This window comes from Xanthobacter aminoxidans (assembly GCF_043193615.1).
In the GTDB taxonomy this organism is placed as follows: Bacteria; Pseudomonadota; Alphaproteobacteria; order Rhizobiales; family Xanthobacteraceae; genus Xanthobacter; species Xanthobacter aminoxidans.
Map to the genome: position 1 here is coordinate 67,955 of NZ_JBAFUS010000003.1, position 25,249 is coordinate 93,203.

Consider the following 25,249-nt stretch of genomic DNA (forward strand, 5'->3'; position numbering starts at 1 on the left):
CCCGCGCTCGCACCCGGCGCAGAACCGTACTGCTGACGAATCGCTGATGCCCGCCGTCTCTCCCCTTGTTCTCGCCCTCGGCGATCCGGCCGGCATCGGCCCCGACGTCACGCTCGCCGCCTTCCTGCGCCGTCGCGCGGCAGGTGACGCGGCAGGTGGCGCGACAGGCGGCACCGCGGCCGTCCCGGCCTTCATCGTCGCCGGCGATCCCGCCGCGCTCGCCGCCCGCGCCGACCTCCTCGGCCTCGACGTGCCGCTTGTCGAGACGACACCCGAGGGCGCAGTCGCGCACTTTGCCAATGCCCTGCCGGTGCTCCCCGCCGGCCCTGCCTTCACCGGCCGGCCCGGCCGGCCAGACGCGTCCTCCGCCGCTTGCGTGGAGGCGAGCCTTGAGGCCGCCCTCGGCCTCGTGACAGCCGGGCGGGCCCCCGCCCTCGTCACCAATCCGCTCGCCAAGTCTGTGATGTACGAGGCGGGCTTTCCCTTTCCCGGCCATACTGAATGGCTCGCCGACCGCGCCGCCGCGCCAGGCCGGGCAGCGCCGCATCCGGTGATGATGATCTGGTCGGAGCAGCTCGCGGTGGTGCCGGCCACGATCCACGTGCCCTATGCCGAGGTGCCCGGCCTTCTCACCGTTGACCTGCTGGTGGAGACCGGCCGCATCGTCGCCCGCGACATGGCACGGCGCTTCGGCATCACCCGCCCCCGCCTCGCCTTCTGCGGCCTCAATCCCCACGCAGGCGAAGAGGGCACGCTGGGCGGCGAGGACGAGGCCATCGTGCGGCCGGCTGTGGAGGCGCTGAAGCGCGAGGGCATCCTCGCCACCGGCCCCCTGCCCGCCGACACCATGTTCCATCCCGAAGCGCGGGCGCGCTATGACGTGGCGGTGGGCATGTATCACGATCAGGTTCTGATCCCGGCCAAGACCCTCGCCTTCCACGATGGGGTGAACGTGACCCTCGGTCTGCCCTTCATCCGCACCTCGCCGGACCACGGCACGGCCTTCGACATCGCCGGCACGGGCCGGGGCGATCCCTCCAGCCTGATCGCCGCCCTGCGGCTCGCCCGCCGCCTCGCCGACGCCGAGAGGGCGACGAGCCAAGCCCCGGCTCCTGCACTGGCGCGCGCATGAGCGCGCTCGACGATCTGCCGCCGCTGCGCGACGTCATCCGCAAGCACGGCCTCTCCGCGCAGAAGTCGCTGGGGCAGAACTTCCTGCTGGATCTCAACCTCACCGGCCGCATCGCCCGCGCCTCCGGGCCGCTGGAAGATGTGACGATTGTGGAGGTCGGCCCCGGTCCGGGCGGCCTCACCCGCGCGCTGCTGGCTCTGGGGGCGAAGCGCGTCATCGCCATCGAGCGCGACCGGCGGTGCATGGATGCGCTGGCCGAGGTCGCTGACCACTATCCGGGCCGGCTGGAGGTCATCGAGGGCGATGCCCTCAAGGTGGACGTGCGCCCCCTCCTCGGCGAGGGCGAGGCGCGGGTGGTGGCGAACCTGCCCTACAACATCGCCACCGTGCTGCTGGTGGGCTGGCTCTCCACGGACCCGTGGCCGCCGTGGTTCTCGTCCCTTACCCTCATGTTCCAGAAGGAAGTGGCGGAGCGCATCGTGGCCGAGCCGGGCTCCAAGGCCTACGGCCGCCTCGCGGTGCTGGCCGGCTGGCGCACCAAGGGACGGATCGCCTTCGACGTCGCCCCCTCGGCCTTCGTGCCGCCGCCCAAGGTGACGTCCTCGGTGATCCACCTCGTGCCGCGCGCGGAGCCCCTGCCCTGCGCGCTGTCCGCTCTGGAGAAGGTGACGGAAGCCGCCTTCGGCCAGCGCCGCAAGATGCTGCGCCAGAGCCTGAAGACCCTTGGCGTCGATGCGATGGCCCTGCTCGCCGCCGCCGGCGTGGAGGAAACCGCCCGCGCCGAGGAAATCGACGTCGCCGGCTTCGTCCGGCTGGCCAACGCCTTCTCCGAAGGCATCGGCCGTCCGTTCGGCGCGCTGTCCGCGCTCAAGTGAGATGATGCGGCGGCGCTACTCCGCCGCCTCCACCCGCGCCGGATCATAGTTGAGGATGGGGGCGAGCCAGCGCTCGGCCTCCGCCACGGTCCAGCCCTTGCGCTTCGCGTAATCCTCCACCTGATCACGCTCGATGCGGCCGACACCGAAATAGGCGCTCTGGGGGTGGGCGAAATAGAGGCCGGACACCGCCGCCCCCGGCCACATGGCGAAGCTCTCGGTGAGGTGGATGCCCGCCTTGTGGGTGGCGTCCAGCAGCTCGAAGATCGTCGCCTTTTCCGTATGGTCCGGCTGGGCCGGGTAGCCCGGCGCCGGACGGATGCCGCGGTAGCGCTCGGCGATGAGGTCGTCATTGGGGAGCGCCTCGTCGGCCGCATAGCCCCACAGCCTGGTGCGCACCAGATGGTGCAGCCGCTCGGCGAAGGCCTCGGCGAGGCGGTCGCACAGGGCCTTGAGCAGGATGGCGGAATAATCGTCGTTGGCCGCCTTGAAGGCCGCGACCCGGTCCTCCTCGCCGATGCCCGCCGTCACCGCGAAGCCACCCACATAGTCGGCGACGCCGCTCTCCAGCGGGGCCACGAAATCCGCCAGCGCCAGATTATGCCGCCCTTCCCGCCGCGCAAGCTGCTGGCGCAGGGTGTGCAGGGTGGCGAGCGGGGTCTTGCGGCTGTCGTCGCGGAACAGGAGGATGTCGTCGCCCACCGCATTGGCCGGCCAGAAGCCCACCACGGCGCGGGCCGTCACCCACTTCTCCGAGACCATCTTCTGCAACATGGCCTGCGCGTCGGCGAACAGCGCGCGCGCCGGCTCGCCCACCACCGCGTCCTCCAGGATCGAGGGATAGCGCCCGGTCAGCTCCCAGGACTGAAAGAAGGGCGTCCAGTCGATATAGGGCACGAGGTCGGAGAGGTCGTGGTCCTCGATCACATGGGTGCCGAGGAAGGAGGGCTTTTCCGGCGCGTGGGCCGAGAAATCCAGCTTCAGGGCGTTCTCGCGCGCCTTGGCGAGCGTCAGGCGCTGCTTGTTGGCGTCGGCGCGGGCGTGGGCCTCGGCGAGCTTCGCATATTCCGCGCGCACGTCGGCCACATAGGCGCCGCGCGTCTCGGCATTGAGCAGGTTGGAGACCACGCCCACCGCGCGGCTCGCGTCGGTGACATAGACCGCCTGACCGCGGTCATAGCGCGGCGCGATCTTCACCGCCGTGTGGACCCGCGAGGTCGTGGCGCCGCCGATGAGGAGCGGCACCGAAAATCCCTCGCGCTCCATCTCGGAGGCGACGTTCACCATCTCGTCCAGCGAAGGGGTGATGAGGCCGGAAAGGCCGATCACGTCCACCTTCTCGTCCTTGGCCACCTGCAGGATCTTCTGCGTGGGCACCATCACGCCGAGGTCGATGACCTCGTAATTGTTGCACTGGAGCACGACGCCCACGATGTTCTTGCCGATGTCGTGGACATCGCCCTTCACCGTCGCCATCAGCACCTTGCCGGCGGCCGAGGCGGAGGTGACGCCCATCTCCTCCTTTTCCTTCTCCATGAAGGGCATGAGATAGGCCACCGCCTGCTTCATCACGCGGGCGGACTTCACCACCTGGGGCAGGAACATCTTGCCGGCGCCGAACAGGTCGCCGACCACGTTCATGCCGGACATCAGCGGGCCTTCGATGACGTGCAGCGGGCGCGCCACCTGCTGGCGGGCCTCCTCCGTGTCGGCCTCGACGAAATCGGTGATGCCGTTGACGAGGGCATGGGCAAGGCGCTTGTCCACCGGCCAGGTGCGCCAGGCGAGGTCGGCCTCCTTCTTCTCCTTGCCGGCGGCGCCCCTGAAGCCCTCGGCGATCTCCAGCAGGCGCTCGGTGGCGTCGGGACGGCGGTTCAGCACCACGTCCTCGCACGCCTCGCGCAGCTTGGGCTCGATCTCGTCATAGACGGCGAGCTGGCCGGCATTGACGATGCCCATGTCCATGCCCGCCTTGATGGCGTGATAGAGGAACACCGCGTGCATCGCCTCGCGCACCGGCTCGTTGCCGCGGAACGAGAAGGAGAGGTTGGAGACGCCGCCCGAAACATGGGCATAGGGCAGGCTCTGGCGGATGAAGCGGGTCGCCTCGATGAAGGCGACGCCATAGCCCGAATGCTCCTCTATGCCGGTGGCCACCGCGAAAATGTTGGGATCGAAGATGATGTCTTCCGGCGGGAAGCCCACCTGTTCGGTCAGGATGCGATAGGCGCGCTCGCAGATGGAGGTCTTCCGGGCATAGCTGTCGGCCTGCCCCTCCTCGTCGAAGGCCATCACCACCACGGCGGCGCCATAGGCGCGCACCAGCCGGGCCTTTTCCAGGAAGGCTTCCTCGCCCTCCTTGAGGGAGATGGAATTGACGATGCCCTTGCCCTGCAGGCGCTTCAGCCCCTGCTCGATGATCTCCCACTTGGAGCTGTCGACCATCACCGGCACCTTGGCGATGTCCGGCTCGGCGGCGACGAGGTTGAGGAAGGTGATCATGGCGGCCTCGCTGTCGAGGAGGCCTTCGTCCATGTTGATGTCGATCACCTGCGCGCCGCTCTCCACCTGGTCGCGGGCCACCGCGAGGGCGGCGGGGAAGTCGCCGTTGGTGACGAGCTTGCGGAAGCGGGCGGAGCCGGTGACGTTGGTGCGCTCGCCCACGTTCACGAAGGGGATCTGCGGCGTCAGCTCGAACGGCTCAAGGCCGGAGAGGCGCAGGCGCGGCTCCAGTTCCGGAACCTCGCGCGGCGCCTTGCCCTTCACCACCTCGGCGATGGCGCGGATGTGGGCAGGCGTGGTGCCGCAGCAGCCGCCCACCACGTTCACCAGGCCGGAGGCGGCGAACTCGCCGACAAGGGCCGCCATGGCCTCCGGGCTCTCGTCATACATGCCGAATTCGTTGGGCAGGCCCGCATTGGGATAGGCGCAGACGAGGGTGTCCGCCACCCGGCCGATCTCGGCGATGTGGGCGCGCATCTCGCGGGCGCCCAGCGCGCAGTTGAGGCCGATGGAGAAGGGCTTGGCGTGGCGCAGCGAATACCAGAAGGCGCTCGGCGTCTGGCCCGAAAGCGTGCGGCCGGAGAGATCGGTGATGGTGCCGGAGATCATCACCGGCAGCCGGAAGCCCCGCTCCGCGTAGAGCTTCTCGATGGCGAAGATGGCCGCCTTGGCGTTCAGCGTGTCGAAGATGGTCTCGACGAGAAGGATGTCGGCGCCGCCGTCCACGAGGCCGCGCGCCTGCTCGTGATAGGCGTCGGCCAGTTCGTCGAAGGTCACGGCCCGGAAGCCGGGGTCGTTCACATCCGGCGAGATGGAGGCGGTGCGGTTCGTCGGGCCGAAGGCGCCGGCCACGAAGCGGCGGCGGCCATCCTCCTTCTGCGCGATGTCGGCCGCCTCGCGGGCGAGCTTCGCGCTCTCGAAGTTCAGCTCATAGACGATCTCCTCCATGCCGTAGTCGGCCTGGGCGATGGAGGTGCCGGAGAAGGTGTTGGTCTCCACCATGTCCGCGCCGGCACGGAAATATTCGAGGTGGATGGCCCGAACTGCGTCCGGCTGGGTGAGGCTGAGAAGGTCGTTGTTGCCCTTCACGTCCCGCGGCCAGTCCTTGAACCGCTCGCCCCGATAGCCCGCCTCGTCCAGCTTCAGCTGCTGGATCATGGTGCCCATAGCCCCGTCGAGCACCAGGATGCGCTCGGCGGCGGCCTTGGCGAGATCGGCGAAGATGGTGTCGGCGTGGGTTGAAGAGGCGGTGTTCGGGGTGGTCGTGGGCGCGGTCATGGGGCGGTCTCGAGGCTCGGGGCGACGCGGTCGCGCGCCTCCGTGAGGGACAGGCCGGCGCACCGCGCCGGCGGGAATGGCGTCGCGCTCAGACCGCCATCGCCTGCACCGCCGGCGCTGCATCCGGGCGCAGCCCGAGCAGGTGGCAGATGGCGTAGACGAGGTCGGCGCGGTTCAGGGTATAGAAATGGATATCGGTGACACCGCGATCAACGAGGTCCGTCACCTGCTCCGCCGCCACGGCCGCGGCGATGAGCTTGCGGGTCTCGGGATCGTCGTCCAGCCCCTCGAACCGCTTCAGCAGCCACGCGGGCACACTCGCCCCGGTGCGGGTGGCGAAGTTCGACGCCTGCTTGAAGTTCGTCACCGGCAGCAGGCCGGGCAGGATGGGGATGTCGATGCCCCTGGCGCGCACCTTGTCGAGGTAGCGGAAATAGACGTCGTTCTCGAAGAAGAACTGGGTGATGGCGCGGGTGGCGCCGGCGTCCACCTTGGCCTTCAGATAATCGATGTCCGCATCGAGGCTGGCGCTTTCCGGGTGCTTCTCGGGATAGGCCGAGACCGACACCTCGAAATCGCCGATGCGGCGGATGCCTTCCACGAGGTCACAGGCATAGGGATAGCCGTCCGGATGCGGCTCGTATTTGGTGCCGACACCGGTCGCCGGATCGCCCCGCAGGGCGACGATGTGCTTCACGCCGGCATCCTTGTAGGCGCGCACCACGTCGTCGATCTCGGCCCGGCTGGCCCCGACACAGGTGAGGTGCGCTGCCGGATGAAGGTCCGTCTCCTTCACGATGCGCGCGACCGTCGCATGGGTGCGCTCACGCGTGGAGCCGCCCGCGCCATAGGTGACGGACACGAAGCTCGGGGACAGGGGCGCCAGCCGGTGGATGGAGGCCCAGAGGGTCTTCTCCATCTCCTCGGTCTTGGGCGGGAAGAACTCGAAGGAGACATTCACCGGCGGCCGGTCCATCTCCCGGCTGGCCCGCACGGGCGCCGCGGCGGGACTGGGAGCGGGGGTGGTCATCAGGCAATCTCCCTGTGGGCGAGGTCGGCGTCGGCCACCACGTAGCGCGGATCGCGGGCGAGCCAGAGCGAGACGGTGAGGCCGTCGCCGGCGCCACCATCGGGGGTGAGGGTATCAAAGGAAACGAGCTCAAGGCCCGCGGCGGCGAGCCAGCCCTCCACCGTCGCCCGGTCGAAGCCGAGGTGGCGGTGGGCATGGGCCTCGCGCAGGAATTCGAGGCCGTGGGGGGCGAAGTCCACCACCAGCAACCGGCCGCCCGGCGCCAGCACCCGCGCCGCTTCTTTCAGCGCGCGGCTGCCGTCGTCGAGATAGTGCAGCACCTGATGGACGATCACGGCGTCGAACGCGTCGCGCGGGACCGGGACGGCATAGATGTCACTCTGGCGCAGCAGGCAGTTGCGGACGCCCGCGCGCTCCAGATTGGCACGGGCGACGCCCAGCATGTCCGGGGAGAGATCGACCCCCATGCCGCGCTCGATGTCGGGCGCGAACAGCTCCAGCATCCGCCCCGTGCCGGTCCCAAGATCGAGCAGCGCGCGGACGGGCATACCCGCGAACGCACGGCGTACGGCGGCTTCCACCGCCGCCTCGGGCACATGCAGGCGGCGAATCTCGTCCCATTGGCGGGCATGGGCCGCGAAATAGCCCTGCGCGGCCGCGGCGCGGGCGGCGCGCACTGCCTCCAACCGCGCCCGATCGCCGACGAGAACCGGATCGTCCCGGTCGAGCAGGTCGAGCAGGCTCCGGGCGATTCGCCCGCCCGGCCCCTCCGACGCGCGGCGGTAGAAGACCCAGCTGGCCTCCCGGTGACGGTCCACCAGCCCGGCATCGGCCAGGAGCTTGAGGTGGCGGGAAATGCGCGGCTGCGACTGGCCAAGGATTTCAGTGAGATCGGAGACGGTGAGCTCAGCCTCCCCCAGCACCGCGACGAGACGCAGGCGCGTATCCTCCCCGGCGGCCTTGAGGCCCTCGAGGACGGCGGCGAAGGAGGAAGCTGCGGGCGCAGGCCGATCTGACATAAAGATATCTTTATATCCTTACCGACAGGCATTCAAGCCCGCGACCTATGCCCCGCGCGCCACAGTGCGATCACGATCGCGAGCCACCGGGAATCTCGCATTGCCGGGGATCTCTTGCAGGCCTAAAGGCGTTTCAGGACAAGAGCTGCAAAGCTGGAACAAGTTACCGCCGGACGGGCCAAATTTTTCCGCGACCCGTTTCCAATTTCGTCACGTTTCACGGTTAACACCTCAAGCATGACCCTTCGCAACACCCTCCTCGCCGCCGTCGGCGCGTGCGTTCTTGCCGCTCCGGCCTTCGCTCAGGGGCCGTACGGTGGCCCGAACTACAGCCTGCCCGGCGGGCAGCAGGACGATGCTACCGGCACGCTCCCGCCCGCGCCTGTCGGTGGCTATGGCGAGGCGCCTCCCGGCTATTCGGACCCCTATGCGCGCCAGCAGGCTCCGGTGCGCCGCGATCAGGTGGAGCGCACGGAGCTTCCCGCGCCGGGTCAGCCCTATCCCCAGCAGGCCTATCCCCAGCCGGCGCAGCAGGGCTATCCGCAGCCCGCGCCCGGCGGCCCTGTTGCGGTGGCCCCCGATTCCGGTCCCTACCCGACCGCCGTTCCGGCGCAGGGTCAGCAGGCCTATGGCGGCCAGCCGGTCTACAATTCCGCGCCCGACCTCTACGGTCGCCAGGCGACCCCCACCGCCTACGAGCCCCAGCAGCCGGCCTATGGCCAGCAGCAGCCCGGCTATTCCGGCTCCGGCCGCGGCGCGGTGGATCAGGATGCGCTCTATGCCAGCCTGAACAACGCGCCGGCTCCGGCGGGTACGTACGGCCCCAACTCCGCCGTGGTGCCCGGCACCACCGAGGCGCCGTCCGGCCCCCGCATCGAGAATGTCGATCCGACCGAGCCCGTGCCCGAGCGCTTCCGCCGCCAGACGGTGGATTACGTGACCACCCAGCCGGCCGGCACCATCGTCATCGATACGCCGAACACCTACCTCTACTTCGTTCTCGGCGGCGGCAAGGCCGTCCGCTACGGCATCGGCGTGGGTCGCGAAGGCTTCACCTGGGCCGGCACCGAGAAGATCACCGCGAAGAAGGAATGGGCCGACTGGCGCCCGCCGTCCGAGATGATCCAGCGCCAGCCCTACCTGCCGCGCTTCATGGCCGGTGGCCCGGGCAATCCGCTCGGCGCCCGCACCATGTATCTCGGCGGCACCGTCTACCGCATTCACGGCACCAACGAGCCGCAGACCATCGGCAAGTTCGTGTCGTCCGGCTGCTTCCGCATGCTGAACGCGGACGTGGAAGACCTCTACGACCGTGCCAAGGTGGGCACCAAGGTGGTGATTCTCCCCAAGGGCAGCTCGGCCCCCCAGGCCAATGCCGCTCCGGCACCGGTTTCCACCGCTTCGGCCGGCAAGCCCGCAGCCCAGCGCTGAGCGCTGAGCGCAGAGCCCCCCCACGGGGAAAAGACCTGACCGAAACGGCCCGGCCCACGCCGGGCCGTTTTGCGTTTGAGGGCCGTTCGGCCTCGGTCTTGGGCTCCGCAATCTGCCGGAGCCCAAGACCACTGTGCGTGACGTTCCGCTTCGATATGATGGCCCCGCAGCGATCAAGCTGACAGGAGAGGCCCATGTCCACGCCTGCATCTGCGCCCACCCCCGCTTCCGCCGTCGCCGACCAGCTGCACGCCATACGCGCGAGCTGGGGCTGGTTCGCGGTGCTCGGCATCGCCTTCATCGTGCTCGGCTTCGTCGCCCTCGCCCATGTGCTCGCCTCCACGGTCGTCACCGTCCTCTATGTGGGCGCGCTGATTCTGGTGGGCGGCGTGGTGCAGGTCATCCACGCCTTCCGGGTGCAGGGCTGGGGACGCTTCTTCTACTGGCTGCTGGCGGGTCTGCTCTACGTCGTGGCCGGCGGCCTGATGATGTACAACCCGCTGCTCGGCGCCGGCGTGCTCACGCTGATGATCGGCGTGGCGCTCGCCGTCGAGGGCATCTTCCGCGTCTTCGCCGGCTTCGGCTCCCAGCATGGCAAGGGCTGGGGCTGGATCGTGGTGTCCGGCATCGTCACCCTGCTTTTGGGACTCATCATCATCGCCCGCTGGCCGGTGAACTCCGTCTACATCCTCGGCCTGTTCCTCGGCGTGGACCTCATCGTCAACGGCGTCGGCACGCTGATGTTCGGCCTCGCCCTGCGCGACAAGAAGAACTGAGTCGCGGCGCACCATCCGAGACGAAAAACCGCCCCGCCCGTCCGCGGCGGGGGCGTTGCCGGGAACGGGCGAGGCGGACGGCCCCGGGGGGCGTCGGGGCGCGTCTTGATTCAGTCGAAGGGCATCATTCCGCCGGCTGCGGCAGGGCGGACGGCGTGGTCTCCTCGTCCGTCACCTTCACGCGGAACCAGGTGGCGTAGAGCGCTGGCACCACCAGCAAAGTGAGCACGGTCGCCACCAACAGGCCGCCCATGATGGTGACGGCCATCGGCCCCCAGAACACGCTCTCCGCCAGCGGGATCATGCCGAGCACGGCGGCCAGCGCCGTGAGCACCACGGGCCGCGCCCGGCGCAGGGTCGCCTCGACGATGGCGCGGTGGGGTGTCGCCCCGTCGCGGATATCGTGGTCGATCTGGTCCACCAGGATCACCGTGTTGCGCATGATCATGCCGGCCAGCGCGATGAGCCCGAGCAGCGCCACGAAGCCGAACGGCCGATGCGCGATGAGCAATGCCGCCGCCGCGCCGATGAGGCCGAGGGGCGCCGTCGCCAGCACCAGGGCAAGGCGCGAGAAGCTCTGCAGCTGGATCATCAGCAGCGTGAGCATGACGATGATCATCACCGGGAACACCGCCGCCAGCGAGGCATTGGCCTTGGCGCTTTCCTCGATGGAGCCGCCGGTCTCGATGCGATAGCCGGGCGGCAGCTCGGCCTTGAGCTGCGCCAGCTTGGGCAGGAGGCGGGTGGTCACGTCAGGCGGCTGCACGCCGTCCCGCACGTCGCCGCGCACGGTGAGCACGAGGTCGCGGTCGCGCCGCCAGAGGATCGGCTCCTCATGGGCGTAGCCGATGCGCGCCACCTGTCCGAGCGGCACGGCCAGCCCGTTGCGGGTGGTCACGGTGAGAGCGGCGAGGTGTTCGAGGTCCACCCGCTCCTCCGGCACGGCCCGCGCCATCACGTCGATGAGCAGGTTGCCCTCGCGCAGCTGGGTGATGGCATAGCCCTGAAGCAGGGTCTGCAGCGTCTCGGCGATATCGCGCGGCGAGGTGCCGAGCGCCCGGGCGCGGTCCTGATCGACGGTGAGGGTGATGGACTTGACCTGCTCGCCCCAATTGAGGTGCGGGTCGATCATGTCCGTATCGGAGGCCATGACCAGGCGCACCTTCTCAGCGATGTCGCGCACCGCGATGGGGTCCGGCCCCACCACGCGGAACTGCACCGGGAAGCCCACCGGGGGGCCGAACACGAAGCGGTCCACGCGCACCCGCGCTTCCGACAGCGCACCCTCGGCCAGCTCCGCGTCGAGCCGGGCCTTCAGCCGCTCGCGGGCCGCCACGTCCTTCGCCACGATGACGATCTGCGCGAAGTTCGGATTGGGCAGCACCGGATTGAGGCCGAGCCAGAAGCGGGGCGCGCCACGGCCCACATAGGTGGTGCTGGTAGCGACGTCGGGGTCCTCGCCCACGAGAGCCTCCGCCTTCTTCGCCGTCGCCTCGGTGACGGTGATGGAGGTGCCTTCGGGCAGGCGGATCTCCAGGAACAGCTCCGGCCGTGTGGAGGTGGGGAAGAACTGCTGCTGCACGAAGCCGAAGGCCACCACGGACCCGGCGAACATCACGACGGTCGTGCCGATCACCATGAAGCGGTGGCGCAGGCAGAATTCCAGCGTCCCGCGCAGCATGCGGTAGAGCCGGCCGTCGTGCATCTCGTGATGCCCGCCCGCCTTCTTCATGTCCGGCAGCAGCACGGTGCCAAGATAGGGCGTGAAGATCACCGCCACGAACCACGAGGCGATGAGCGCGATGCCCACCACCCAGAAGATGCCGCCGGCATATTCGCCCGAGGACGACTTGGCGAAGCCAACGGGGAGGAAGCCCGCCGCCGTCACCAGCGTGCCGGTGAGCATGGGAAAGGCGGTGGAGGTCCAGGCGAAGGTGGCGGCCGACATCCGGTCCCAGCCCTCCTCCATCTTCACCACCATCATCTCGATGGCGATGATGGCGTCGTCCACCAGCAGGCCGAGGGCGATGATGAGCGCGCCCAGGGTGATGCGGTGCAGGTCCATGCCCGCCGAGAACATGATGAGGAAGACGATGGCGAGCACCAGCGGCACCGAGAGCGCCACCACGATGCCGGTGCGGAAGCCCAGCGACAGGAAGCTCACCACCAGAACGATGACGAGGGCTTCGAGGAAGGTCTTCAGGAACTCGCCCACCGATTCGCCGACGATGTGCGGCTGATCGGCCACCTGCGTCACGTCGATGCCGTGGGGCAGCTCGGCGGTGGCCTCGGCCATGGCGGCCTTAAGCCCCTCGCCCAGCGTGAGGATGTTGGCACCCTGCGCCATGGACACGCCAATGCCCAGCGCCGGCAGCCCGTGCTGGCGCATGAGGAAGGCGGGCGGGTCCTCATAGCCGCGCCGGACGGTGGCGATGTCGCCGAGGCGCAGCAGCGCGCCGTTCACCGCCACCGGCACCTCGGCGATGGCCTCGACGCCGGTGAAGGCGCCGGTGACGCGCAAATTGATGCGGTCGGAGCGGGTATCCACCGCGCCGCCCGCCACCACCGCATTCTGCCGCGCCACGCTGTCGAACAGCTGCTGCGGGGTGATGCCGAGATTGGCGAGGCGGGCGTGGGAGAACTCGATGTAGATCTTCTCCGGCCGCTCGCCGATGAGGTCCACCTTCTCCACGTTGGGCACGCGGAGCAGGCGCTGGCGGATGAGTTCCGCCTGCCGCTTCAGCTCGGCCGGCGCCGCGCCCTGCCCGCTCAGGATGTAGAGGGCGGAATAGACGTCGCCATACTCGTCGTCGAAGCCCGGCCCGATGACGCCGGCGGGAAGGTCGCCGCGCACGTCGGAGACCTTCTTGCGCACCTGGTACCAGAGGTCCTTCACTTCCTTCGCCGGCGTGTTGTCCCGCAGGAACACCTGAACGAAGGAGACGCCGGGGCGCGAATAGCTCTCCACCCGGTCGAGGTGCGGCAGGGATTGCAGCTTCTTCTCGATGGGATCGGCCACCTGCGCCTGCATCTCGGAGGCGGTGGCGCCGGGCCACGCGGCCTGCACCACCATGACCTTGATGGTGAAGGACGGGTCCTCAGCGCGGCCGAGATTGAAATAGGAATAGGCCCCCGCGGCGCCGAGCAGCAGGATGGCGAACAGGGTCAGCGCGCGATGGGTGATGGCCCAGCGCGAAAGGTTGAAGCGCGAGGCGCCGTCCGGGGAAGAGCCGGCGGTGCTCACGGCCGCTGCTCCGCCAGGGTGGAAGCGCTGGCCGGTGCCTGTGCGCGACGGGTTTCGACCGACGGCAGGCGCTCGGCGACCTCGGTCACGGAGGGGGCCTGAACGGTGCGCACCTTCTGGCCGGGCAGCAGCGTCTGGACGCCCAGGATGACCACCGCATCCCCCGGCGCGACACCGCCGGAGAGCAGCACCTCGTCGCCGGTATAGGCGGCGATCTCCACCGGACGGGCGACGATGGCATGGGTCGCGCCATCCACCACGAACACCTGTGGGCCGTGGCCGCGATCGATGAGCGCGGAGAGCGGCAGGCGCGCCACCTGCTGCTGGTCCTTGGGGCGGAGCGTCACGGTCGCCGTCATGCCCAGTGCCACGGTCTCGTCCGCCCCGTCCAGCGTGAAGCGGGCGGGATAGGTGCGGGAGGTGGCGTCAGCCTGCGGCGACAGCTCCCGCAAGCGGGCGGGAATGCGCCGGCCGGGATCGGCCCAGAGGGAGACGACCGCATCGGCCGTGCGGGCGTCGGCGAGGGCGGTTTCGGGAAGGGAGACCAGCGCTTCCTTCTCGTCGAGGCGGGCGACACGCACGATGGTCTGGCCGGAGGCCACCACCTGCCCCGGCTCGGCCGAGGTCGCGACAACGACGCCGGCCGCATCGGTGACGAGGTCGGCATAGGACAGGCGGTTCTCCGCCAGCTCCAGCGAACGCTTGGCCCGTTCGAGGCGGCCGACGGCCTCGTCCTTGGCGAGGGACTTGCGGTCGAGGTCGGCGTTGGAGGCAGCGCCCTTGGCGGTGAGCGCGCGATAGCGGGTGTCCTCGGTGGTGGTCTGGGCGAGGTTGGCGGTGGCCGCCTGCATCTCCGCCTTGGCGCTTTCCAGCTCCAGCTTGAGGTCTTCCCTGTCGAGGCGCGCCACCACGGTGCCGGGCTCGATGCGGTCGCCCACCTCCACCAGCCGCTGCACCACCTTGCCGCCCACCCGGAAGGCGAGGTCGATCTCGCGGCGGGCGCGGACCACGCCGACGAAGCTCTTCTGCGTCTGCCGCGGCCGGAAGCTCACGGTCGTGACCTGCACCGGCCGGGCGAGCGTGGCTTCCCGGGAGGCGGGAGCCTCGCCGGCGTTGGCCGGGTTTTCCTGCCCGCAGCCGGCAATGAGCAAGGCGGACCCGGCAAGGAGCAGCGCGGCCATCCCCTTCAGGTGGCGGCCGGATCGGATCGGAACGGCGAGGCGGGGCATGGGACGATCCTGTGGCTCGGGCCTGCGGAATACGAACTTAACACTGACGATTTTCGTCGATCATCACTTTTACGGCGCACGAAAGCGTTTCGCTCACTCCGATCAGGGGAGAGGCGAACGCTCGACCTCGATACTTCTCAGAATGAACTGGAGGCTCTCACGCAGAGCGCCCTCCTGGTCCTCGTCGATGTGCTGCGCCACCAAGACCGGATGGCAGAAGCGGATGAGCGCGCTCTGGATGTAGCGGCTGACCTTCGAGGGGTCGTGGGCCACAAACACCCCCTGCGCGATGCCCTCTGCCAGCACGCGCGCGGTCAGGTCGCACAGGCGTGCCTTGTGGGCCTCGATGGCTTCCCAATTGTTCTCGATGGCCACCAGCACCATGTCGTGCACACGCCGCTCCTCAAGGAAATTGTCCTTGTGGTAGCGCATGATGGAGAGATAGGCGGTGAAGATGCGCTCCTGCGGGGAGCCCTCCCCCGCAGCCGCTTCGGCGAATTCGGCCTCGCTCTCGCACAGACAGCGGCCGCAGATGGTGGCGACGATGGCGGTCTTGGACGGGAAGAAGCGGTAGACATTGGCCGGCGACATGCCGAGCTCGGCGGCGATGTCGGCCACCGCCGTCTTGGCGAAACCCATGCGGCGGAACAATTCTTCCGCCGTGCGCGCGATGCGCTCCCGGGTCTCGTCCGCCGTCTCCTTCACCCTGACGTTCACCATGTGCTCCTATAAACTGACGATTATCATAAATCGTCAGTTCTAAATTTCCAAGCCCGCGATTCGCCCGCTGTGCAAAATCTTATCCCCGCCGTGTCGGCGCGTCGCCTACGTCCGCGTCCTCCGTGCGGCCCGCTGCCCGGGGCCGAGGGAGGAACAGATGGCCCAGAAGGTGCTCATCCTGATCGGAACGAAGAAAGGCGCGTTCATCCTGGACAGCGATCCCGCCCGGAAAAGCTGGTCGCTGCGCGGACCGTTCTGCGACACGTGGCCCACCAACCACGTGGTGGGCGACCGCGCCTCCGGCCGCATCTATGCCGGCGGCGGGAACGAATGGTTCGGCCCTGCCGTGTGGCAGTCGGACGATCTCGGCGCCAGCTGGACCCATTCGTCCCGTGGCCTTGCCCATGCCGAGGGCGAGGCGCCGGTGAAATCCGTCTGGAGCCTCGCGCCGGGGGCGGACGGCGTGCTCTATGCCGGCGTCGAGCCGGCCGGCCTGTTCCGCTCGGACGATGGCGGGCAGAGCTTCACCGCCCTCGACGGCCTGCAGAAGCACCCGTCCCGCACCGAGTGGAACCCCGGCGGCGCCGGCCTCATCCTGCACTCCCTCGTGCTCGACCCGGACGATCCGGATGCCCTGTGGGTGGGCATCTCCGCCGCTGGCGTCTTCCACAGTGCCGATGGCGGGCGCACCTGGAGCGCGCGCAACCGCGGCACCCGCGCCGACTACATGCCCGAGGACCAGCGCTATCCCGAGCATGGCCAGTGCGTGCATTGCGTGGTCAAGGCGCCCGGCCTGCGCCACCGCCTCTACCAGCAGAACCATTGCGGCATGTACCGCTCCGACGATGGCGGCGTGTCGTGGCAGAGCATCGAGAAGGGCCTGCCCTCCAGCTTCGGCTTTCCCGCCGCCGCCCATCCGCGCGATGCGGAGACGCTGTTCCTCGTGCCGCTCAACGGCGACACGGCCGGCCGCTTCATGCCGGAGGCGAAGGCCGCCGTCTGGCGCACCCGCGACGGCGGCGCCTCATGGCAGGCGCTGCGGTCCGGCCTGCCCCAGAAGGACGCCTATTTCAACGTGCTGCGGCAGGCCATGGCCACCGACACGCTGGAGCCCGCCGGCGTCTATTTCGGTACCGGATCGGGCGAGATCTATGCCAGCGCCGACGAGGGGGAGAACTGGACGCGCCTTGCCGAGCACCTGCCCACCATCTCGTCCGTGGAGACGCTGGTGGTGGAGGCCTGAGCGGTGACGGAGGAAACCGCGCCGGTGAAGGTGCGCCTGCCGGCCCACCTCGTCCGGCTGTTCCCCGACGGGCAGACCTATCTGGAGCTTCGCGCCGCCACGGTGCGCGAGCTGATGGATGCGCTGGAGACGCGCTGGCCGGGCATGCGCGACCGGCTGTGCGACGAGCGCCCCGCCATCCGCCGCCACATCAACGTGTTCGTGGACGGCCGCCGGGCGCGGCTGGAAACGCCGCTGCGGCCCGGCGCGGACGTGTTCGTGCTCACCGCCATCAGCGGCGGGTGAAGCGTTTTCGAGCGAAGTGGGTACCGGTTCGCGTGAAGAAAACGCGTTGCAATGGGGAACCTCAGCGCCCGTCGGCGATCAGGCAGCCGAGCGGGAAATCCGTCCCGTCCAGCGCCGCCACCACGCATTGCGCCGAGATGAGGTTGCCGCGGGCCAGCGCCTCGGCGCTGGAGCCGGAGGCGTGGGCGGTCGCCACCACATCCGGGCGCGCGGCCAGCGCGGCGGCAACCGGCAGCAGTGCGGCGTCCGCCTCTGCCTCGAACACGTCGAGGCCGGCGCCGCCGATGCGTCCCGCCTCCAGCGCGGCCAGCAACGCGCGGTCGTCCACGAGGCCGCCGCGGGAGGTGTTGATGACCAGCGCATGGGGCTTCATGGCGGCCAGCGCGTCGGCGCCGATCAGGTGGCGGGTCTCGGGGGTGAGCGGCGCATGGACGCTGATGATGTCGCTCTGGGCGATCAGGTCGTTGAGCGGCACATAGTCCACGAAGGGGAAATCCGGGTCGGGGGTGCGGGTCGCGACCAGAACCCTGGTCCCGAAGCCGTGCAGCCGCCGCGCCACCGCCTTGCCGATGCGGCCGAGCCCGACGAGGCCCACCGTCTTGCCCGTGAGGTCGAACCCGCTCAGCACCCGCCAATTGCCGGCGGCGATGGCGCGGTCGCTCTCCTTCAGCCGGCGCAAAAGCGCGAGGATCATCGCCAGCGTGTGGTCCGCCACCGCATCGTCATTGGCCCCCGCCGCGATGGTGACCACCCGGCCGAGCGCCTTGGCAGCAGGCACATCCACCCGCTCATAGCCCACGCCGCGACGGGCGATGACCTTGAGATCGGGATGGGCGGCGAGAATCTCCCGCGTCACCGCGCGCATGCCGACGATCCAGCCCTCGACGCCTTCGAGCAGCGCGCTCAGCGCGGCGTCGGAAATGTCGGCATCGAGCGCATCGCCCGGCAGGCCGGACGGGACTGCGACACAGCCGTGCTCGGCAAGATATTCGGCAGCGGCGGTATCGAACAGGCGGGTGGTGATGAGAACCTTGCGGGGGGCGGACACGGCGGGCGACCTTTTCCGGAGGGAGCGAACGGGAGCGTCCCCCCTCCTCTCCCGGCCGCGCGCCGAGATCAAGCCCGCACGCGACATCGGCGCCATGCAAAAGCGCCATACAAATCCACCATGCAAAAGGGCGGCGCATGCGCACCGCCCTCAAGTCCGAGGGGCGGAAGCCCGCCCCGTGTCGAAAGGCAGGGCGGGCCTCGGCCCGCCCCCCATTCCCGCCCGTCAGGCCGCCTGGGCGGCGCCCTCTACGGTCGAGCCCTCGATGGTTTTCGGGGTCGACGTCGCACCCGCGATGGGGATGATGCGGGGCTTCTTGGCCTCGGGAATGTTGCGCACGAGATCCACGTGCAGCAGGCCATTCTCAAGCACCGCGCCCTTCACCTCCATATGGTCGGCGAGCTGGAAGCGACGCTCGAAGGCGCGGGCGGCGATGCCGCGATAGAGCACCTGGGCGCTCTCGGACGCCTCGGACGACTTCTTCTCGCCCTTGAGGGTGAGGGTGTTCTCCTTCACCTCGATGCTCAGCTCGGCATCGGTGAAGCCCGCCACGGCCACCGTGATGCGATAGGCGTTCTCGCCCGTGCGCTCGATGTTGTAGGGCGGGTAGGTGGGCGCCGCATCGACGCCGCCGACGGAATCGAGCAGCGAGAACAGCCGGTCGAAGCCGACGGTGTTGCGGTACAGCGGAGCAAGGTCAAACGTACGCATGGCATATCCTCCTTTGAAGCGACATGCGGGACCCGCATAAAGCCGGGTCCGGTCAGGGCGCCGTCAGGTCTCTGCCCGGCGCCGTTTTGGATGTGGGTAGGCCCGTTTCTGGCGTCAAGGGGGAGCCACGCCGCCAATCTGAACGGGCGATGAACGCCTTTGCCGGTCGGCGTTCACCCGCCGCGGCTAGACTTTTCCCCAACGACATCTGCTCCGTCCGCGGCGTGATCCGGTGAGGAGGCGGGGGGCAAGGGGAGGTCGGGCGATGCGGGCCTGTGCGGCCGCCTGTGCGGCCTTCTTCCTGATGGCACTCGCGCCTCCGGCGACGCGGGCCCTCGCCCAGTGCGGCACCGAGGCGCCGGCCCCGGCCGGTGTCCAGCCGGCCGTTCCGGCCAAGCCCCCGCCCCTGCGCACGTATCATTCGCCGAGCGAAGCCGGGACGATCGCCCTGCCTGGCCTGCCACTCGCCCGCGCCGCCTCCGTCACCGCGACCCAGATGCCGGACGAGACCGCAGCGCTGCCCGGCGCCATCGCGCCCCGCGCCTACCGGCCCTACCAGATCGCCCCCGCCGGGCCCCTTCCGCTCACCGCCGAGACCGTCGCGCCGAGCCTCGAAGCCCGCGGCTTCCGCCAGATCGACGCCGTGCGCCAGCGCGGCCAGAGCTTCCTCGCCGAAGCCACAGGGCCGCGCGGCGAGCGTGTGCGCCTCGTGCTGGATGCTGCCAGCGGCGACATCAGCGGCATGCAGGTCATCGGCTCAGGCGAGCGGCGCTAGAGGATCATCCGGTCCAGCGCAGTGCATAAGTCCACCGGCCTTCGAATTGGCACGCCATTTCGGCGCTTAAGAGTCGGACTGCGGTCGCCGCGTGGAGCCTCCGCCAAAAGACGTTGGGCGGTACTTAAATACGCCGCAATCGCGCCCCATTTCCGAATGCGGGGGCTTTGATCGGCGGCTTGCACAGCGTGCGGGCCGGACTGACGGAGCGGGGAAATGATGGCAGCAGCCTTAAGCCGGGTCATGGGCCTGTTTAGCATGTCGCTTCTGGCCACATCGTGTGCCAATGCCCCGCTGGAGCAAAGCGGCGCGCTCACCTCATACGCGGACCTCGAACCGGCAGACGGCCTGCTGGCGAAGTCGAAGATCCTCATCCACAAGGACGAAGTGCTCGCGGCCAGGACGGTGCGCATCGTTCCCACCATCTTCGCGGCCGGAGCCCAGAACGAAGGGATTTCCGACGAGCAGAGGAAGCTCGTGGCCAATGCTATCGACCGTTCCATCTGCTTCGGCCTCAGCGATCGCCTTGAAGTGGTGCCGGCGTCGCAGCCCGCCGATCTCACGGTGCATGCCGTCGTCACCCACATGGACGCCACCGACGAAAAGGCCGTTGCGGCGACCAAGATTGCGTCGGTGGCGAAGTCCGTGCTCCTGCCGGGCATCCCGGTGCCGACACCGCGCCTGCCCATCGGGCTGGGCAGCCTGTCCCTGGAGGCAGAGGCCCGCAGCGCCGACGGACGCCCGGCGGCGGTCATGGTCTGGGGCCAAGGCGCCAACATGCTCTCCGGGTCGGCGCGGGTGTCCGCCGCTGGCGATGCTTATGAGCTGGCGAGCACCTTCGGCGACGATTTCAGCAAGATGCTCGTCACCGGCGAGAACCCGTTCAAAACCCTCTCCGGCCCACCGCCGGCGGAACGTATCCAGTCTTTGACCGGTGGCGCGCCCAAGTTCGCAGCCTGCGACGTCTTCGGTCGCGCGCCCGGCTTCAACGGCCTCGTCAGCGGTATCGTGGGCGCGCCCCCGGAATGGACCGACAAGGGCGGCGAAGCGGCAAGCACACCCTCCGCGTCGACGCCAACCGCGCAATAGGTCGGCGCCCGCAAGCCGGAGCGAGCGACCGCGCGGCCCGAACCGCGCGAGGCGATTGTGAAGCGGGGCTCCGACGTGTAACCCTCGGTCTCACGCCCAACGCCGGCCACCGCCGCGCCCTCCACCGCTGCGAGCCTCATGACGCTCTATTCCCTGCCGAACAATCCGGTGCCCGAAGGCGCGATCGAAGGCGAGATCATCGCCCGCGACGGCGTGCGCCTGCGCTTCGCCCGCTTCATGCCCGAGGGCAAGGCGAAGGGCACCGTCGCGCTGTTCAGCGGTCGCTGCGAGTTCATCGAGAAATATTTCGAGGTGGTGCGCGAGCTGAGATCCCGCGGCTTCGCCGTGGCGCTGCTCGACTGGCGGGGCCAGGGCGGCTCCCAGCGCCTGCTGCGCAACCGACTGAAGGGGCATGTCACCCGCTTTTCGGACTATCTGCTCGACCTTGAGGCCTTCGCGCGCGAGGTGCTGCTGCCGGACTGCCCGCCGCCCCATTTCGCGCTTGCCCATTCCATGGGCGGCTCGATCCTGCTGTCCTCGGTGCTGGAGGGGCATCGCTGGTTCGATCGCATGGTGCTCAGCGCCCCCATGCTGGGGCTTGATTCGGTGCCGTTCGAGGGCATCATGCGGCCGACCGCCACCGTGCTCTCCCACATCGGCTTCGCCCGCGCCTTCGTGCCGGGCGGACGCGGGCGCACGCTGGCGCGGCTGAGATTCGAGGGCAATCCTCTCACCTCGGACCGGGCCCGATTCGACCGCACGCAGGCGATGGTCTCCGCCCACCCACAGCTCGACCTCGGGGCACCCACCATCGGCTGGCTGGCAGGCGCCTACGCCACCATGGGAGAGTTGACCCATCCCGACGTGATCCCGCGCATCCGCCAGCCGCTGCTCATCATCGCGGCCGGAGGAGACCGGCTCGTCTCCAACAAGGCCATCGAGCACTTCTCGGCGCGGCTCATCGCCGGCGCCCATGTGGTGGTGCCGGCCAGCCGGCACGAGCTGCTGATGGAACGGGATATCTTCCGCGCCCAGTTCTGGGCCGCGTTCGACGCCTTCATCCCCGGGACGCCGATCTGAGAAGTTTTTTACGTTGCCACGCTCAAGCGCGCCGCGCGGGCTTGACGCGTTGCCACGCTCAGGCGCCGCGCGGGCTTAGCCTTGTGTCGCTACGCTCAGACGCCGCGCGGGCTTAGCCGCCGGTGAGCTGGCGCAGCGCCGCCTCGTGCACCTTGCGGCTGCCGGCGGCGACCACGCGCCCCCCCGCAACCGGCGAACCGCCTTCCCAGCTGGTGACGACGCCCCCTGCGCCCTCGATGATGGGCACGAGGGCGATCACGTCGTGATCCTGCAGGCCGGTCTCGATGACGAGATCGATAAGACCGGCCGCCACCATGCAATAGGCGTAGCAATCGCCGCCGTAGCGCGAGAGGCGCACGCGCTCCTCCACCGTGCCGAAGGCCGCGCGGTCTTCCGCGTTCATGAGGCGGGGGCTGGTGGTGTAGAGCACCGCGTCCTCCAGCCGCCCGCAGTCGCGGGTGGCGAGGGTGCGCTCGCCCGCCGGACCGCGATAGCGCGCCGCGCCGCCGTCGCCGAAGAAGCGTTCGCCGATGAACGGTTGGTGCATCATGCCGTAGACCGGATCGCCCTCCTTCAGAAGGCCGATCAGCGTCCCCCAGGCGGGCAGGCCGGCGATGAACGACTTGGTGCCGTCAATGGGGTCGAGTGCCCATGTATAGGGCGCGCTCGCCGCCACATTCTCGAACTCCTCGCCGATGATGCCGTGGGCGGGGAAGGTGGAGCGGATGAGCTGCCGCATGGCCTGCTCGGCCGCCCGGTCCGCCTCGGTGACGGGATCGAAGGCGCGGCCCGCGCTCTTGTCCTCGATGCCAAGCGCCGTGCGGAAGAAGGGCAGGATGGCCTCGCCCGAGACGGTCGCAAGCTGATGGACGAAGGCGTCGAAATCGACGGCGGTCATGGAGACTCCGGAACGGTCGGGCGGGCCGACGATGCCCGCGCCGGCAAGAAAGCGCGGGTGGTGGCACCTGCCAAGGAAAATCTGCGAGGAAAATCTGGGAGGGAAATCTGTGCGGGAAGGCCGGCCGAATCCGCCAGGCCGCGATCCCTACGGCACAACCGCGGTGCGGGATGATCGCACCTGTGGCAGGCGTGGCGGGCAGGACGCGCAAAAATTGGGCAGGCAGGCCGCAATGAGCTGAAAATAAATGGTTTTAAATGTTGGACAGTTGCACAAACTATCTGCCTGTCACGGACTTGATGCAGAGGGGGGCATTCGTCATATTGATGCAGCGCGGCATTGCTTGTTGCGGTGCCGCTGCCCTCCTTGGGCGTTTCCTCCCTAGACTTGGGCCGCTGTTCTCAGCGGCCCCTTTCTTTTTTCGGCCCCTCATGCCGAGGCAGGAAATGCGCGCCGCCCGGCAAAGCCCCGGAGCCTGCGCCCGCCTCCTAGCCCGCCCTGCCCGCCCCCATTCCCTGCCAGATCCATTCTCCGCGCGCGTGGCGCCTGACGAGAATCTGGAGGCTGATGTTGACCGGGCATCTATCCCTGCGTGCGCGCAGCCCTGATCGACTGGCCGCCACCATGGGCCCGGGCACCGGGCGACACCCGGACATGCCGCGTCCTGGCCATCCCCGGCACAGCCGAGTCGGACCAAGCGCACGCTTCTATCGATATTTTTTGAGCGGCCTGCTCTTAGCGGCCACAGCCCGGGCTTAGCCGGGAGAAATAAATCCCTATAAAAATCAATGAATTGCCGTGGTATACCAGACTGCGACAAACGCGCACTTGATTTATGGCACTGCACTCGGCTATTTGTGCATTGCGACACGGCGATTGGCGTCGCTGTGTCGCTGCCCTCCTTGGGCGTTTCCTCCCTAGACTTGGGCCGTCTGCTCACGCGGACGGCCCCTTTCTTTTTCGGGCTGGCCGATCCGGCATTCGCCGTCACCCGCCGCCCTGTCTAGGCCCCTCTCGTTCCATCCCTGAATGCGGTCTTGCGCCGCCATATTCGATCCCGTGACTCGCGGGCGTCTTCGCGTTGCGAAGCCTGCCCGGGCCGGAATTCGATGGTGCCTGAGTAATTCCTCGGCAACCGTGCGCAATTGGTAGCCTTGCCATACGAAAAACGCAAGGCACCTTATGCAAAAATGCAGGGCTTTGTCATTCAGCTGCCGCACGGAGCGGGGCGAGGCCCTCCGACACCGCGATGAACAGATCCCCCATCAGGGCCCGAAGATCGGCCTGGGCGCTGGAAAATCCGCTATTCCGCTCATAGGCGGCCTCGTCCATGTAGAGGCTGCGGTTAAGCTCGATCTGCACGGCGTGGAGCCCGGCGGAGGGGTTTCCGTAGTGCTCAGTAATATAGCCGCCGGCATAGGGCTTGTTGCGCACCACCCGGTAGCCGCGGGCGGTCAGCGACCGCTCGATGGCGTCCGTGACCAGCTCGCTGCAGCTCGTGCCGTAACGGTCGCCGATGACGAAATCGGCGCGCGCCACCTCGTCCCGTGCTGAAGTGGACGGCATCGAGTGGCAATCCACCAGCACCGCCATCCCCCATTCGCGCTGAATGCGCCCCACGAGGCGGCGCAGGGTCTGGTGGTAGGGCTTGTAGAAGGTCTCGATGCGCTCCAGCGCCTCGTTCACCGCGAGGCGGCGGGGATAGATCTCCTGCGCGTCGCCCACCACCCGCGCGATGGTGCCGAGCCCACCGGACACGCGAATCGACCGCGTGTTGGCGAACGGCGGCAGCCGGCCGTCGAACATGCGCGGGTCGAGCTCGTAGGGCTCGCGGTTGAGGTCGAGGAATGAGCGCGGGAACAGCGCCCGCATCATCGGCGCGCCCAGCCCCACGCAATCGCCGAACAATTCATCGACGAATGTATCTTCCGATCGGCGCAGGGTCGAAAAGTCCAAGCGCGTCTGCTCGACGAAGCTGCGGGGATAGATTCGCCCGGAATGCGGGGAGTTGAAGAGGAAGGGCGCGCGCGCCTCGACCGGAGTGAGCACCTCGAATGCGGGTTCAATGGTGTCGGCGAGGCAGGCAGTCATCAAGAACCCAGCACCTTGGAATAGTTCCGGAATTCCCACCGGCGGGCGGCGGAATGATGGCCCGGCGAAACACCTTTTGGAAAGGGGTGGCGCGGCTTTCACTTCGAATTTACCCGAATGCGGCAGACACGTCATATGAATCCCCTGCTCCGGCCGGGGCTGGACAGAACATGACATCAGGGGAAGCGGCGTGGCCAAGATCCTGCTCGCTGAAGACGACAACGACATGCGCCGCTTCCTTGTGAAGGCGCTCCAGAATGCGGGCTACTCCGTCGCCTCCTGCGACAACGGCCGCTCCGCCTATGAACGGATGCGGGAGGAGCCGTTCGAACTGCTGCTCACCGATATCGTGATGCCCGAGATGGACGGCATCGAGCTGGCCCGCCGGGCCACCGAGCTCGACCCCGACCTCAAGGTGATGTTCATCACCGGCTTTGCCGCGGTCGCCCTCAATGCCGATGGCGAGGCGCCGAGCGAGGCCAAGGTGCTGTCCAAGCCCTTCCACCTGCGCGACCTCGTGAGCGAGGTGGGCAAGATGCTGACCGCCGCCTGAGCCGTCATCCACAGGCCGGAATATCCTCTGACAGTCCTGCCTTGCCTCCGGCGTTTCGAGCCGATATAGAGGCGGCTCCTGCGAGGGGGCGCGTAGCTCAGCGGGAGAGCACTACGTTGACATCGTAGGGGTCACAGGTTCGATCCCTGTCGCGCCCACCATCCCTCACCTCACCATCCGGCGATCGATCCGTCCGGCGGCACCAGCCGTCCGGACCACCATCGTTTCCGCCGGGCGACC

The 25,249-nt window shown here is 68.7% G+C and carries 20 protein-coding genes and 1 tRNA gene; 11 read left to right on the top strand and 10 right to left on the bottom strand.

What is annotated here, in order from left to right; all coding sequences use genetic code 11:
* Positions 1–46: 46 nt before the first annotated feature.
* Entirely contained in the window at positions 47–1,132 is a 1,086-nt protein-coding gene (pdxA, locus tag V5F74_RS15460; protein WP_394009013.1) for a 4-hydroxythreonine-4-phosphate dehydrogenase PdxA, read from the top strand.
* Positions 1,129–2,007 carry a 16S rRNA (adenine(1518)-N(6)/adenine(1519)-N(6))-dimethyltransferase RsmA gene (rsmA, locus tag V5F74_RS15465; protein WP_029557284.1) on the top strand — a complete coding sequence of 293 codons (879 nt, stop codon included), beginning with the start codon at positions 1,129–1,131 and terminating at the stop codon, positions 2,005–2,007. The genes pdxA and rsmA overlap by 4 nt, the downstream gene beginning before the upstream one ends.
* A 15-nt stretch (positions 2,008–2,022) precedes the next feature.
* Here the strand turns inward: rsmA and metH are convergent, their stop codons facing one another.
* From metH to V5F74_RS15480, 3 genes are all read right to left on the bottom strand, one after another.
* Positions 2,023–5,787: a methionine synthase gene (gene metH / locus V5F74_RS15470; protein WP_394009016.1), complete on the bottom strand. Its 3,765-nt coding sequence runs from the start codon at positions 5,785–5,787 to the stop codon at positions 2,023–2,025.
* A gap of 88 nt (positions 5,788–5,875) precedes the next feature.
* Complete coding sequence (metF, locus tag V5F74_RS15475; protein ID WP_024277687.1) at positions 5,876–6,817, bottom strand: methylenetetrahydrofolate reductase [NAD(P)H]; 942 nt, start codon at positions 6,815–6,817, stop codon at positions 5,876–5,878.
* On the bottom strand, positions 6,817–7,836 hold the full coding sequence (locus V5F74_RS15480; RefSeq protein ID WP_029557282.1) for an ArsR/SmtB family transcription factor: 1,020 nt from the start codon (positions 7,834–7,836) through the stop codon (positions 6,817–6,819). The genes metF and V5F74_RS15480 overlap by 1 nt, the downstream gene beginning before the upstream one ends.
* Positions 7,837–8,073: 237 nt before the next feature.
* Between V5F74_RS15480 and V5F74_RS15485 the strand changes: the two genes are divergently transcribed.
* Both V5F74_RS15485 and V5F74_RS15490 read left to right on the top strand, forming a co-directional pair.
* Positions 8,074–9,267 (top strand): L,D-transpeptidase family protein, encoded by a 1,194-nt coding sequence (locus tag V5F74_RS15485; RefSeq protein WP_024277685.1) that lies wholly within the window; start codon positions 8,074–8,076, stop codon positions 9,265–9,267.
* A 194-nt stretch (positions 9,268–9,461) separates the two neighbouring features.
* Positions 9,462–10,043, top strand: a complete 582-nt coding sequence (locus V5F74_RS15490; RefSeq protein ID WP_024277684.1) for an HdeD family acid-resistance protein — start codon at positions 9,462–9,464, stop codon at positions 10,041–10,043.
* Positions 10,044–10,167: 124 nt separating this feature from the next.
* Here the strand turns inward: V5F74_RS15490 and V5F74_RS15495 are convergent, their stop codons facing one another.
* The 3 genes from V5F74_RS15495 to V5F74_RS15505 form a co-directional block, all read right to left on the bottom strand.
* A complete protein-coding gene (locus V5F74_RS15495) occupies positions 10,168–13,287 on the bottom strand; it encodes an efflux RND transporter permease subunit (RefSeq protein ID WP_394009020.1) in 3,120 nt (1,039 codons plus the stop codon).
* Complete coding sequence (locus tag V5F74_RS15500; protein ID WP_394009022.1) at positions 13,284–14,516, bottom strand: efflux RND transporter periplasmic adaptor subunit; 1,233 nt, start codon at positions 14,514–14,516, stop codon at positions 13,284–13,286. The genes V5F74_RS15495 and V5F74_RS15500 overlap by 4 nt, the downstream gene beginning before the upstream one ends.
* Positions 14,517–14,618: 102 nt before the next feature.
* Complete coding sequence (locus V5F74_RS15505; RefSeq protein ID WP_029557278.1) at positions 14,619–15,236, bottom strand: TetR/AcrR family transcriptional regulator; 618 nt, start codon at positions 15,234–15,236, stop codon at positions 14,619–14,621.
* 157 nt (positions 15,237–15,393) lie between these two features.
* Between V5F74_RS15505 and V5F74_RS15510 the strand changes: the two genes are divergently transcribed.
* Together V5F74_RS15510 and V5F74_RS15515 are read left to right on the top strand one after the other, a co-directional pair.
* Complete coding sequence (locus tag V5F74_RS15510) at positions 15,394–16,479, top strand: WD40/YVTN/BNR-like repeat-containing protein (protein ID WP_394009024.1); 1,086 nt, start codon at positions 15,394–15,396, stop codon at positions 16,477–16,479.
* A gap of 3 nt (positions 16,480–16,482) precedes the next feature.
* Positions 16,483–16,764 carry a MoaD/ThiS family protein gene (locus tag V5F74_RS15515; RefSeq protein ID WP_394009026.1) on the top strand — a complete coding sequence of 94 codons (282 nt, stop codon included), beginning with the start codon at positions 16,483–16,485 and terminating at the stop codon, positions 16,762–16,764.
* A gap of 61 nt (positions 16,765–16,825) precedes the next feature.
* Here V5F74_RS15515 and V5F74_RS15520 read toward each other — a convergent pair whose 3' ends face one another.
* On the bottom strand, positions 16,826–17,812 hold the full coding sequence (locus V5F74_RS15520; protein ID WP_394009028.1) for a phosphoglycerate dehydrogenase: 987 nt from the start codon (positions 17,810–17,812) through the stop codon (positions 16,826–16,828).
* Positions 17,813–18,037: 225 nt separating this feature from the next.
* Complete coding sequence (locus V5F74_RS15525; RefSeq protein WP_029557274.1) at positions 18,038–18,523, bottom strand: Hsp20 family protein; 486 nt, start codon at positions 18,521–18,523, stop codon at positions 18,038–18,040.
* Positions 18,524–18,788: 265 nt separating this feature from the next.
* Here V5F74_RS15525 and V5F74_RS15530 point away from each other — a divergent pair, with 265 nt between their 5' ends.
* The 3 genes from V5F74_RS15530 to V5F74_RS15540 all read left to right on the top strand — a co-directional run bounded on the left by V5F74_RS15530 (position 18,789) and on the right by V5F74_RS15540 (position 21,467).
* Entirely contained in the window at positions 18,789–19,298 is a 510-nt protein-coding gene (locus V5F74_RS15530; protein ID WP_394009029.1) for a hypothetical protein, read from the top strand.
* Between the two features lie 216 nt (positions 19,299–19,514).
* On the top strand, positions 19,515–20,387 hold the full coding sequence (locus V5F74_RS15535; protein ID WP_374254470.1) for a DUF3313 domain-containing protein: 873 nt from the start codon (positions 19,515–19,517) through the stop codon (positions 20,385–20,387).
* A 138-nt stretch (positions 20,388–20,525) separates the two neighbouring features.
* On the top strand, positions 20,526–21,467 hold the full coding sequence (locus V5F74_RS15540; protein WP_029557272.1) for an alpha/beta fold hydrolase: 942 nt from the start codon (positions 20,526–20,528) through the stop codon (positions 21,465–21,467).
* A 112-nt stretch (positions 21,468–21,579) separates the two neighbouring features.
* Here the strand turns inward: V5F74_RS15540 and hisN are convergent, their stop codons facing one another.
* Positions 21,580–22,365, bottom strand: a complete 786-nt coding sequence (hisN, locus tag V5F74_RS15545) for a histidinol-phosphatase (protein ID WP_374254473.1) — start codon at positions 22,363–22,365, stop codon at positions 21,580–21,582.
* Positions 22,366–23,568: 1,203 nt separating this feature from the next.
* A complete protein-coding gene (locus V5F74_RS15550; RefSeq protein WP_029557270.1) occupies positions 23,569–24,456 on the bottom strand; it encodes an N-formylglutamate amidohydrolase in 888 nt (295 codons plus the stop codon).
* A gap of 190 nt (positions 24,457–24,646) precedes the next feature.
* Between V5F74_RS15550 and cpdR the strand changes: the two genes are divergently transcribed.
* Both cpdR and V5F74_RS15560 read left to right on the top strand, forming a co-directional pair.
* Entirely contained in the window at positions 24,647–25,009 is a 363-nt protein-coding gene (gene cpdR, locus V5F74_RS15555) for a cell cycle two-component system response regulator CpdR (protein WP_029557269.1), read from the top strand.
* Between the two features lie 86 nt (positions 25,010–25,095).
* Positions 25,096–25,170, top strand: a tRNA-Val gene (locus V5F74_RS15560).
* The last annotated feature ends 79 nt before the right edge of the window (positions 25,171–25,249 follow it).

Excerpts from the sequence above, each read along its gene's own strand:
- V5F74_RS15525 (WP_029557274.1), bottom strand. The coding sequence starts at position 18,523 with ATGCGTACGTTTGACCTTGCTCCGCTGTACCGCAACACCGTCGGCTTC.
- V5F74_RS15535 (WP_374254470.1), top strand. The coding sequence starts at position 19,515 with ATGATGGCAGCAGCCTTAAGCCGGGTCATGGGCCTGTTTAGCATGTCG.
- hisN (WP_374254473.1), bottom strand. The coding sequence starts at position 22,365 with ATGACCGCCGTCGATTTCGACGCCTTCGTCCATCAGCTTGCGACCGTC.
- pdxA (WP_394009013.1), top strand. The coding sequence starts at position 47 with ATGCCCGCCGTCTCTCCCCTTGTTCTCGCCCTCGGCGATCCGGCCGGC.
- V5F74_RS15500 (WP_394009022.1), bottom strand. The coding sequence starts at position 14,516 with ATGCCCCGCCTCGCCGTTCCGATCCGATCCGGCCGCCACCTGAAGGGG.
- metF (WP_024277687.1), bottom strand. The coding sequence starts at position 6,817 with ATGACCACCCCCGCTCCCAGTCCCGCCGCGGCGCCCGTGCGGGCCAGC.
- rsmA (WP_029557284.1), top strand. The coding sequence starts at position 1,129 with ATGAGCGCGCTCGACGATCTGCCGCCGCTGCGCGACGTCATCCGCAAG.
- V5F74_RS15540 (WP_029557272.1), top strand. The coding sequence starts at position 20,526 with ATGACGCTCTATTCCCTGCCGAACAATCCGGTGCCCGAAGGCGCGATC.
- V5F74_RS15485 (WP_024277685.1), top strand. The coding sequence starts at position 8,074 with ATGACCCTTCGCAACACCCTCCTCGCCGCCGTCGGCGCGTGCGTTCTT.
- V5F74_RS15480 (WP_029557282.1), bottom strand. The coding sequence starts at position 7,836 with ATGTCAGATCGGCCTGCGCCCGCAGCTTCCTCCTTCGCCGCCGTCCTC.
- V5F74_RS15530 (WP_394009029.1), top strand. The coding sequence starts at position 18,789 with ATGCGGGCCTGTGCGGCCGCCTGTGCGGCCTTCTTCCTGATGGCACTC.
- metH (WP_394009016.1), bottom strand. The coding sequence starts at position 5,787 with ATGACCGCGCCCACGACCACCCCGAACACCGCCTCTTCAACCCACGCC.
- V5F74_RS15490 (WP_024277684.1), top strand. The coding sequence starts at position 9,462 with ATGTCCACGCCTGCATCTGCGCCCACCCCCGCTTCCGCCGTCGCCGAC.
- V5F74_RS15550 (WP_029557270.1), bottom strand. The coding sequence starts at position 24,456 with ATGACTGCCTGCCTCGCCGACACCATTGAACCCGCATTCGAGGTGCTC.
- V5F74_RS15510 (WP_394009024.1), top strand. The coding sequence starts at position 15,394 with ATGGCCCAGAAGGTGCTCATCCTGATCGGAACGAAGAAAGGCGCGTTC.
- V5F74_RS15505 (WP_029557278.1), bottom strand. The coding sequence starts at position 15,236 with ATGGTGAACGTCAGGGTGAAGGAGACGGCGGACGAGACCCGGGAGCGC.